A 10257-nucleotide genomic window follows, 5' to 3' on the forward strand; every position below is an offset into this window, starting at 1 on the left:
ACCCTGGCGGGATCGCTAAGTTGATTATAATGGTCGGGTTGGCTGCTGAAGGTGAAACTTCACGCTAATTTAACAAAAATACAGCATCACGCGGTCTTACGCCGTATAATGAAGCGCTTACCGAGAGGCCAAGATTAACTGCATGAAATACAACGATCTACGCGACTTCCTGGCGCTGCTGGAAAAGCAGGGCGAACTCAAACGTATTACGCTTCCTGTTGATCCGTATCTGGAAATGACAGAAATTGCCGACCGCACCCTGCGTGCTGGTGGCCCGGCGCTATTGTTCGAAAACCCGAAAGGCTATGACATGCCTGTGCTGTGTAACCTTTTTGGGACGCCAAAGCGCGTGGCAATGGGCATGGGGCAAGAGGATGTCAGCGCGTTGCGTGAAGTGGGTAAATTGCTGGCCTTCTTAAAAGAGCCAGAGCCGCCGAAAGGTTTTCGCGACCTTTTCGACAAGCTGCCGCAGTTTAAGCAAGTATTAAACATGCCAACCAAACGGCTGCGTGGCGCCCCCTGCCAGCAGAAAGTCCTCGAAGGCGATGCGGTTGACCTGACGCGTATTCCTATCATGCAGTGCTGGCCAGAAGATGCCGCTCCGCTGATCACCTGGGGTCTGACGGTTTCTCGCGGCCCGCATAAAGAACGCCAGAATCTGGGGATTTATCGCCAGCAGTTAATCGGTAAAAATAAACTCATTATGCGCTGGCTGTCGCATCGCGGCGGCGCGCTGGATTTCCAGGAGTGGTGCGAGGCCCATCCGGGTGAACGATTCCCGGTCTCGGTGGCGCTGGGTGCAGATCCAGCTACCATTCTCGGTGCGGTGACGCCGGTTCCTGATACGTTATCTGAATATGCGTTTGCGGGCCTGTTGCGCGGCACCAAAACCGAAGTGGTAAAGTGTATTTCCAACGATCTCGAAGTCCCCGCCAGCGCTGAAATTGTGCTGGAAGGTTACATCGAGCCGGGGGAGATGGCCCCGGAAGGGCCCTACGGCGACCATACGGGTTATTACAACGAAATCGATCATTTCCCGGTATTTACCGTTACGCACATTACCCAGCGTGAAGATGCGATTTATCACTCGACCTATACCGGCCGCCCACCGGATGAACCGGCGGTACTGGGAGTGGCATTAAACGAAGTCTTTGTGCCGATCCTGCAAAAGCAGTTCCCGGAAATTGTCGATTTTTATCTACCGCCTGAAGGCTGCTCGTATCGCCTGGCCGTAGTAACCATTAAGAAGCAGTATGCGGGTCACGCTAAACGGGTGATGATGGGCGTATGGTCTTTCCTGCGCCAGTTTATGTACACCAAGTTTGTGATCGTCTGCGATGATGACGTCAACGCCCGCGACTGGAATGACGTGATCTGGGCCATTACGACCCGTATGGATCCGGCGCGCGATACCGTGTTAGTGGAAAACACGCCAATTGATTACCTGGACTTTGCCTCGCCGGTTTCCGGCCTTGGCTCAAAAATGGGACTGGATGCCACAAATAAATGGCCCGGCGAAACCCAGCGTGAATGGGGTCGACCGATTAAAAAGGATCCTGAGGTGACTGCGCGAATCGACGCGATCTGGGATGAACTGGCCATAATGAATAACGGTTCCCACGAATCCGACCGTTAAGCCCTATAGACTTCCCGACAGAGAGAGCGAATGACAATCTTAAGCTGTAAAGTGAACTCGGTAGACGCGATAACCGACACTGTATATCGCGTCCGTTTAGTACCAGAAGCGCCTTTCTCGTTCCGCGCTGGCCAGTATTTGATGGTCGTGATGGATGAGCGGGATAAGCGCCCCTTCTCAATGGCCTCGACGCCAGCTGAGCAGGAGTTTATCGAGCTGCACATCGGCGCGTCTGAGCTCAATCTGTATGCGATGGCCGTCATGGATCGCATTCTGAAAGAGAGCGAGATTGAGATTGATATTCCTCACGGTGAAGCCTGGCTGCGTGATGACGAAGAGCGTCCGCTGATTCTGATTGCCGGCGGCACTGGTTTCTCTTACGTGCGCTCTATTCTGCTGACGGCGTTAGCGCGTAACCCTGACCGCGACATCACCATCTACTGGGGTGGCCGCGAAGAAAAACATCTGTACGATCTCTCCGAACTGGAAGCGTTAAGCGTTAATCACCCAGGCCTTCGCGTTGAGCCCGTGGTCGAGCAGCCGGAAGAGGGCTGGCGGGGTCGTAACGGCACCGTACTGACCGCCGTGCTGCAGGATTACACCACGCTTGCGGAGCATGATATCTATATTGCTGGCCGTTTCGAGATGGCGAAGATTGCCCGTGACCTGTTCTGTAATGAGCGCGGTGCGCGTGAAGATCGCCTGTTCGGCGATGCCTTTGCGTTTATCTAAATAAAAAAACCCGCCCCTGACAGGCGGGAAAACGGCAACTAAACCTTGCCCCCTCATCATTCACGCTGCCTTTTTGTTGGCTATCTTCGCTTACCCCGGTCATAGCGTTAACGAGATGACCGGGGATTCGCTCCGTTGCCGCCGTGATGCAGCGCGAATGAACCAGGGGAGTTATCTTCTGTTTACACCCTCTCAAACACCGTTGCGATCCCCTGACCTAAGCCGATACACATGGTAGCCAGACCAAACTGTGCATCTTTGCGTTCCATCAGGTTCAACAGCGTGGTGCTGATACGGGCGCCGGAACAACCCAGCGGGTGACCGAGCGCGATCGCGCCACCATTGAGGTTGATCTTCTCGTCAATCTGCTCCATCAGCCCCAGATCTTTAATGCACGGCAGGATCTGGGCGGCGAAGGCTTCGTTCATCTCAAACAGGTCAATATCGCTGGCCGACAACCCGGCTTTTTTCAACGCCAGTTTTGAGGCCGGTACCGGGCCGTAACCCATAATTGACGGGTCGCAACCTACCACCGCCATTGAGCGGATACGCGCGCGGGGTTTCAGGCCCAGTTCGCGGGCGCGGCTTTCGCTCATCACCAGCATGGCGGCGGCGCCGTCAGAGAGGGCAGAGGAGGTGCCAGCCGTCACGGTACCAGTCACCGGGTCAAACGCCGGACGCAGCGTGGAGAGTGCCTCAACGGTGGTTTCGGGGCGGATCACTTCATCGTGGAAAAACTGTTTCAGCACGCCGTCGGCATCGTGACCGCCTGTCGGCACAATCTCGTTCTTGAATGCGCCGGATTGCGTCGCAGCCCAGGCGCGGGCGTGGGAGCGTGCGGCGAAGGTATCCTGCATTTCCCGACTAATGCCATGAAGGCGCGCCAGCATTTCGGCCGTTAGGCCCATCATGCCCGCCGCTTTTGCCACGTTACGACTCATGCCGGGGTGGAAATCAACGCCGTGGCTCATCGGCACGTGGCCCATGTGTTCTACGCCGCCAATCATGCACGCCTGGGCATCGCCGGTCATAATCATGCGTGCCGCGTCATGCAGGGCCTGCATTGACGAGCCACACAGGCGGTTTACGGTTACCGCCGGTACGGAGTGGGGAATTTCGGCCAGCAGGGCGGCGTTACGCGCAATATTAAAACCCTGCTCCAGCGTCTGCTGCACACAGCCCCAGTAAATATCGTCGAGGGAGGCGGCTTCCAGCGCCGGGTTGCGTGCCAGCAGGCTACGCATCAGATGCGCGGAGAGATCTTCCGCGCGCACGTTACGAAATGCACCGCCTTTCGAACGGCCCATCGGGGTACGGACTGCATCGACAATGACAACCTGTTCCATTGTGACTCCTTAAGCCGTTTTCAGTTCGCCAACCGGACGGGCAGGCTCAACCGGGGGATAGTAGGGTTCGTTATGGCGTGCTTTGGTGCGTAGACCTTCCGGCACCTCATACAGCGCACCGAGGTGCTGATACTGCTGCGCCATATCGAGATATTTCGCGCTACCAATGGTATCCAGCCAGCGGAATGCCCCGCCGTGGAAGGGAGGGAAGCCCAGGCCATAGACCAGCGCCATATCTGCCTCTGCCGGGCTGGCGATGATGCCCTCTTCGAGGCAGCGCACCACTTCGTTGACCATCGGGATCATCATTCGCGCGATAATCTCTTCGTCGCTAAAATCACGCTTCGGCTGGCTAACATCAGCCAGCAGGCTATCTACAGCGGCATCTTCTTCTTTCTTCGGTTTGCCCTTGCTGTCTTCTTTATAGCGCCAGAAGCCCAGACCGTTTTTCTGACCAAAGCGATTGGCATCAAACAGCGCGTCAATCGCGTCGCGATAATCTTTCTGCATACGTTGCGGGAAGCCCGCTGCCATCACGGCCTGCGCATGATGCGCGGTATCGATGCCCACCACGTCTAGCAGGTAAGCCGGGCCCATAGGCCAGCCAAACTGTTTTTCCATCACTTTATCGACCTTGCGGAAATCCGCACCGTCGCGCAGCAGCTGACTAAAACCGGCAAAGTAAGGGAACAGAACGCGGTTAACAAAGAAGCCAGGGCAGTCATTCACTACGATCGGGGTTTTGCCCATTTTGCTGGCCCAGGCCACCACTTTGGCGATGGTCTCGTCAGAGGTCTTCTCCCCGCGAATCACTTCGACCAGCGGCATACGGTGCACTGGGTTAAAGAAGTGCATCCCACAGAAATTCTCCGGGCGCTTCAGCACGCTGGCCAGTTCACTAATGGGGATCGTCGAGGTATTGGAGGCCAGCACGGTATCCGGGCGAACTTTCTCTTCGGTTTCGGCCAGCACCGCTTTTTTGACTTTCGGGTTTTCGACGACCGCTTCAACGACCACGTCTACGCGGTCGAAGCCGCTATATTCCAGCGTGGGATGGATGGTTGAAATTACGCCGGAGAGTTTTAGCCCGTCGATTTTGCCGCGCTCGAGCTGTTTATTCAGCAACTTGGCGGCTTCGGTCATCCCCAGCGTCAGGGATTTATCATTAATGTCTTTCATCACTACTGGCACGCCTTTCCAGGCGGACTGATAAGCGATGCCACCGCCCATAATGCCTGCGCCGAGTACCGCCGCCTGTTTTGGCGTCTCAACGTGTTTGGTCAGCTGTTTAGCCTTGCCTTTAACGAACTGATCGTTGAGGAAAATCCCGACCAGCGCACGGGCTTCATGGGTATGCGCCAGCGGCACAAAGCTCTGGTTTTCCAGCTTCAGGGCCTCTTCACGGCCCAGGCGTGCAGCGGACTCGATGGTTTTCACGGCGGTAATGGGCGCCGGATAGTGCTTGCCCGCCGTCTGCATCACCATCCCTTTGGCGATAGTGAAGCTCATGGTGGCTTCGATTTTGCTGAGTTTTAACGGCTCCAGTTTCGGCTGGCGTTTGGCTCGCCAGTCAAGGTCGCCCTTGATGGCCTGACGCAGGATGCTAATCGCCCCCTCGCGCAGTTTTTCGGGTTTTACCACGCCGTCAACCAGGCCAATTTTCTGCGCCTGATCGGCACTGACGTCTTTACCGGCGGCGATAATTTCCAGGGCGCTATCGGCACCCAGCAGACGCGGTAAACGTACCGAACCGCCAAAGCCCGGCATGATCCCCAGCTTGGTTTCCGGCAGGCCAATGCGCAGGTCGGGTGTCGCCAGGCGATAATCGGTTGCCAGCACGCATTCGCAGCCGCCGCCCAGCGCATAGCCATTGATGGCCGAAATCGTGGGGACAGGCAGATCTTCCAGACGGTTAAAGACGCTGTTGGCAAAATGCAGCCACTGACTCAGCTGCTCTTGCGGCACCTGAAACAGGGAGAGAAATTCGGTGATATCTGCGCCGACAATAAACGCGGCCTTTTCAGAACGCAGCAGCAGACCTTTTAAATCGGTTTGTTTTTCCAGCACGTCCAGCGCGCGGCCCAGACTGGCTACCGTTGCGGTATCGAGCTTATTCACTGAGCCGGGGGCGTCGAACACCAGTTCGGCAATGCCATCATCCAGCCAGTCTACGTACAGGGTATCGCCTTTGTAGAGCATGTCGGTCTCCTGAATCCACCAAGGGGATCTGGTCATACCAGATGAAGCGGAGTGTGGGATTTGTGTTAATAAAATGCAAATTAGTCATTAAATAATTGTAGGTTCGATCACGCTCAGCGGAGATCACCCCGCCATCCAGAGGTGTGCTAAGATGCGAGAACATGGGTCAAAAAAACGAAAGGATGAATGATGGATTCACTGGCCACGCTGTATAAAAATCATATCGAAACCCTACAGGAACGTACCCGCGACGTACTGGCTCGTTTTAAGCTGGATGCACTGCTCATCCACTCTGGCGAGCTGATCAATGTCTTTCTCGACGACCACGCTTACCCGTTCAAGGTTAACCCGCAGTTTAAAGCCTGGGTGCCGGTAACTCAGGTTCCAAATTGCTGGCTACTGGTTGATGGCGTCAACAAACCAAAACTGTGGTTCTACCTGCCGGTTGATTACTGGCACAACGTAGAGCCGCTGCCCACCTCCTTCTGGACTGAAGAGGTCGAGGTGATCGCGCTGCCAAAAGCGGACGGCATTGGCAGCCAGTTACCTGCAGGACGTGGCAATATTGCTTATATCGGCCCGGTGGCTGAACGCGCGCTGGGACTGGATATCGCAGCAGACAAGATCAACCCGAAAGGGGTGCTGGATTACCTGCATTATTACCGCTCATATAAAACTGACTATGAGCTGGCCTGCATGCGTGAAGCGCAGAAAACAGCGGTTAATGGCCATCGCGCGGCGCACGAAGCCTTCCTTTCCGGTATGAGCGAGTTTGATATCAACCTGGCTTACCTTACGGCTACTGGCCACCGTGATATCGATGTGCCTTACAGCAACATCGTGGCGCTTAACGAACATGCCTCTGTGTTGCACTACACCAAACTGGATCACCGCGCGCCGTCTGAAATCCGCAGCTTCCTGCTGGATGCCGGAGCAGAATATAACGGTTACGCCGCAGACCTCACCCGTACGTGGGCCGCGAACGGTGATACCGACTTTGCGCAGCTGATTAAAGACGTTAACGATGAGCAACTGGCGCTGATCGGCACGATGAAAGCGGGCGTTAATTACGTGGACATTCACATCCAGTTCCATCAACGCATTGCGAAGTTGCTGCGTAAACATCAGATTGTGAATGACATCAGCGAAGAGGCGATGGTTGAAAACGACCTCACCGGGCCATTTATGCCGCACGGCATCGGCCACCCGCTGGGTCTGCAGGTCCATGATGTTGCTGGCTTTATGCAGGATGACACCGGTACCCATCTGGCTGCGCCATCGAAATATCCTTACCTGCGCTGCACCCGAATTATGCAGCCGCGCATGGTGCTAACCATCGAGCCGGGTATCTACTTTATTGATTCGCTGCTGGCGCCATGGCGTGAAGGGCAGTTCAGCAAGCATTTCAACTGGCAGAAAATCGAAGCGCTGAAGCCGTTTGGCGGTATTCGTATCGAAGATAACGTGGTGATCCACGAAAACGGTACCGAAAACATGACGCGAGATCTGAAGCTGGCGTGATGGAGAGCTGGCTGATACCGGCGTCGCCGGTCACCTTCGTAGAAGAGATCAAAAAAAGCCGTTTCATTACGCTGTTGGCCCATACCAATGGCGTAGAGGCGGCAAAAGCCTTTGTTGAGTCGGTCAGAGCTGAGCATCCCGACGCGCGTCACCACTGTGTTGCATGGGTTGCGGGGCCGCCAGACGACTCGCAGCAGTTGGGGTTCTCTGATGATGGTGAACCGGCAGGGACAGCCGGCAAACCGATGCTCTCGCAGTTGATGGGCAGCGGCATCGGCGAAATCACCGCCGTCGTGGTGCGTTACTACGGCGGCGTGCTTTTAGGTACCGGTGGTCTGGTTAAAGCCTACGGGGGTGGCGTGCAGCAAGCGCTGAATCAACTCGCAACGACCCGCAAAACGCCGCTGACCGAATATACTTTATTGTGTGATTACGCCCAGCTATCCGGCATCGAATCGCTGCTGAGGCTCTCTCAAGGCATGATAGTGCAGAGTGAATACCAGGCGACAGTACAGTTGCGTGTAGCGCTTCCTCAGGCGGAACTGGCGACATTTTCAGCAAAGCTGGCTGATTTTAGTCGTGGTTCGTTGCAATTACTGCCGATTGAAGAATAATCCCCACCTTACTTATTGAATACCTAAGGAAGCGGCAGAAATGCATTTTCGCGCCATAACCCGAATCGTTGGATTGCTGGTCATACTCTTTTCCGGGACGATGATCCTGCCCGGACTGGTGGCGCTTATCTACCGGGATGGTGCAGGCCGCGCCTTTACCCAGACCTTTTTTGCCGCGCTGGTGATTGGCTCCGTTCTCTGGTGGCCGAACCGTCGTGAAAAAGGTGAACTGAAATCCCGTGAAGGGTTCCTGATAGTGGTGCTGTTCTGGACCGTGCTGGGTAGCGTAGGTGCGCTGCCCTTTATCTTTTCTGAACAGCCGAACCTCACCATTACCGATGCGTTCTTTGAATCTTTCTCCGGGTTGACCACCACCGGTGCCACCACGCTGGTAGGGCTGGACTCTTTACCCCATGCCATCCTCTTCTATCGCCAGATGCTGCAATGGTTCGGCGGGATGGGGATCATCGTGTTAGCGGTAGCAATACTGCCTATCCTGGGCGTGGGGGGGATGCAGCTTTACCGGGCAGAGATGCCCGGCCCGCTGAAAGATAATAAGATGCGCCCGCGTATTGCCGAAACGGCAAAAACCCTGTGGCTTATCTACGTTTTACTGACTGTTGCCTGCGCGCTGGCCTTGTGGTTTGCCGGCATGCCCGCGTTTGATGCCATTGGCCACAGCTTTGCCACTATCGCCATTGGTGGCTTCTCTACGCATGACGCCAGCGTCGGCTATTTCGATAGCCCGACTATCAACACGATTATCGCTATCTTCCTGCTGATCTCTGGCTGTAACTATGGCCTGCACTTCTCTTTACTGAGCGGACGCAGTCTGAAGGTCTACTGGCGTGACCCGGAATTTCGCATGTTTATTGGCGTGCAACTGACGCTGGTGGCGATCTGCACCTCGGTATTGTGGCTGCACAACGTTTATAACTCGGCGCTAACGACGCTTAACCAGGCATTCTTCCAGGTGGTGTCGATGGCGACCACGGCCGGGTTCACCACCGACAGCATTGCACGCTGGCCGCTATTCTTGCCGGTGCTGCTGCTCTGTTCTGCCTTTATCGGTGGCTGCGCCGGATCAACGGGGGGTGGCCTGAAAGTGATCCGCATTCTTTTGCTATTCAAGCAGGGGAACCGTGAACTGAAGCGCCTGGTCCACCCGAACGCGGTTTACAGCATCAAGCTCGGTAACCGCGCGCTGCCAGAGCGTATCCTCGAAGCGGTGTGGGGCTTCTTCTCTGCCTATGCGCTGGTCTTTATTGTCAGCATGCTGGCCATTATCGCCACCGGCGTGGATGACTTCTCGGCGTTTGCCTCCGTGGTGGCAACGCTGAACAACCTGGGACCAGGACTCGGCGTCGTGGCAGATAACTTTGCCAGCATGAATCCGGTGGCGAAGTGGATCCTGATTGCCAACATGTTGTTTGGTCGTCTTGAAGTCTTTACGCTGTTGGTGCTGTTTACCCCAACCTTCTGGCGCGAGTAAGGGAGCCATTTTTTGAAAACGTTAATTCTTTTCTCTACCCGTGATGGTCAGACGCGCGAGATTGCGCATTATCTGGCTTCAGAATTACAAGAGCAGGGCGTGGATGCCGACGTGGTGAATCTCAACCGAACCCAGGAGATTACCTGGCAGGCATATGACCGCGTGGTTATCGGAGCGTCTATCCGTTATGGGCACTTCCACCCGGCACTCGATCGCTTTGTGAAAAAGCACGCGGCGACTCTAAGCAGTATGCCTGGTGCGTTCTATTCCGTGAATCTTGTGGCCCGCAAGCCTGAGAAGCGTACGCCACAAACGAATAGCTATACACGTAAGTTCCTGCTGAACTCTCCCTGGCAGCCGCAGCTGTGTGCTGTCTTTGCCGGGGCCTTGCGTTACCCGCGCTATCGCTGGTACGACCGTTTTATGATTCGTCTTATTATGAAGATGACCGGCGGTGAAACGGATACGCGTAAAGAGGTGGTGTATACCGACTGGCAGCAAGTGACCGGTTTTGCCCGCGAAATTGCCCAATTAAACGGCAATTAGTGGTTAAAATAAGCGTTAAGAATGAAAAGTGAGCGAACGAAAAGTTTTTTGTATTTTCTGCTTGTCACCGCAGAAGAACTCCCTATAATGCGCCTCCACTGACACGGAACAACGGCATACAGGCCGCCGGGTTAGCGGGGGTCAGAGATGAACGCCAACAGAGAAAAGCGA

Annotated in this window: 8 protein-coding genes; 6 read left to right on the forward strand and 2 right to left on the reverse strand. The window is 55.3% G+C overall.

Annotation, left to right across the window (positions count from 1 at the left end; all coding sequences use genetic code 11):
- The first annotated feature begins 133 nt into the window (after positions 1 to 133).
- The gene (ubiD, locus tag B2Q93_RS15235; protein ID WP_154298922.1) at positions 134 to 1636 is read left to right on the forward strand and encodes a 4-hydroxy-3-polyprenylbenzoate decarboxylase; all 1503 of its coding nucleotides are present in this window, start codon (positions 134 to 136) and stop codon (positions 1634 to 1636) included.
- Positions 1637 to 1666: 30 nt separating this feature from the next.
- Complete coding sequence (fre, locus tag B2Q93_RS15240; RefSeq protein WP_046886552.1) at positions 1667 to 2368, forward strand: NAD(P)H-flavin reductase; 702 nt, start codon at positions 1667 to 1669, stop codon at positions 2366 to 2368.
- Between the two features lie 182 nt (positions 2369 to 2550).
- On the opposite strand, the gene fadA is transcribed toward fre, so the two are convergent.
- The gene (gene fadA, locus B2Q93_RS15245; RefSeq protein WP_040078148.1) at positions 2551 to 3714 is read right to left on the reverse strand and encodes an acetyl-CoA C-acyltransferase FadA; all 1164 of its coding nucleotides are present in this window, start codon (positions 3712 to 3714) and stop codon (positions 2551 to 2553) included.
- Positions 3715 to 3723: 9 nt separating this feature from the next.
- A complete protein-coding gene (fadB, locus tag B2Q93_RS15250; RefSeq protein ID WP_046886553.1) occupies positions 3724 to 5913 on the reverse strand; it encodes a fatty acid oxidation complex subunit alpha FadB in 2190 nt (729 codons plus the stop codon).
- Positions 5914 to 6102: 189 nt separating this feature from the next.
- On the opposite strand from fadB, the gene pepQ reads away from it, so the two are divergent.
- The 4 genes from pepQ to hemG are packed head-to-tail and all read left to right on the forward strand — an operon-like array spanning position 6103 to position 10086.
- Positions 6103 to 7434, forward strand: coding sequence for a Xaa-Pro dipeptidase (gene pepQ / locus B2Q93_RS15255; RefSeq protein WP_046886554.1), 1332 nt, complete (start codon positions 6103 to 6105; stop codon positions 7432 to 7434).
- Positions 7434 to 8048: an IMPACT family protein gene (locus B2Q93_RS15260; protein WP_046886555.1), complete on the forward strand. Its 615-nt coding sequence runs from the start codon at positions 7434 to 7436 to the stop codon at positions 8046 to 8048. The genes pepQ and B2Q93_RS15260 overlap by 1 nt, the downstream gene beginning before the upstream one ends.
- A 40-nt stretch (positions 8049 to 8088) precedes the next feature.
- Entirely contained in the window at positions 8089 to 9540 is a 1452-nt protein-coding gene (trkH, locus tag B2Q93_RS15265; RefSeq protein ID WP_046886556.1) for a Trk system potassium transporter TrkH, read from the forward strand.
- Positions 9541 to 9552: 12 nt separating this feature from the next.
- The gene (gene hemG / locus B2Q93_RS15270) at positions 9553 to 10086 is read left to right on the forward strand and encodes a menaquinone-dependent protoporphyrinogen IX dehydrogenase (protein WP_040078153.1); all 534 of its coding nucleotides are present in this window, start codon (positions 9553 to 9555) and stop codon (positions 10084 to 10086) included.
- Positions 10087 to 10257 lie beyond the last annotated feature (171 nt).

Origin of the sequence: Leclercia sp. UBA5958 (genome assembly GCF_002430365.1) — a bacterium.
GTDB classification, from domain to species: domain Bacteria; phylum Pseudomonadota; class Gammaproteobacteria; order Enterobacterales; family Enterobacteriaceae; genus Enterobacter; species Enterobacter pneumoniae.

Bases quoted from the DNA above. Each gene is read 5' to 3' on its own strand.
- fre (WP_046886552.1), top strand. From the start codon at position 1,667: ATGACAATCTTAAGCTGTAAAGTGAACTCGGTAGACGCGATAACCGAC.
- B2Q93_RS15260 (WP_046886555.1), top strand. From the start codon at position 7,434: ATGGAGAGCTGGCTGATACCGGCGTCGCCGGTCACCTTCGTAGAAGAG.
- fadB (WP_046886553.1), bottom strand. From the start codon at position 5,913: ATGCTCTACAAAGGCGATACCCTGTACGTAGACTGGCTGGATGATGGC.
- pepQ (WP_046886554.1), top strand. From the start codon at position 6,103: ATGGATTCACTGGCCACGCTGTATAAAAATCATATCGAAACCCTACAG.
- fadA (WP_040078148.1), bottom strand. From the start codon at position 3,714: ATGGAACAGGTTGTCATTGTCGATGCAGTCCGTACCCCGATGGGCCGT.
- trkH (WP_046886556.1), top strand. From the start codon at position 8,089: ATGCATTTTCGCGCCATAACCCGAATCGTTGGATTGCTGGTCATACTC.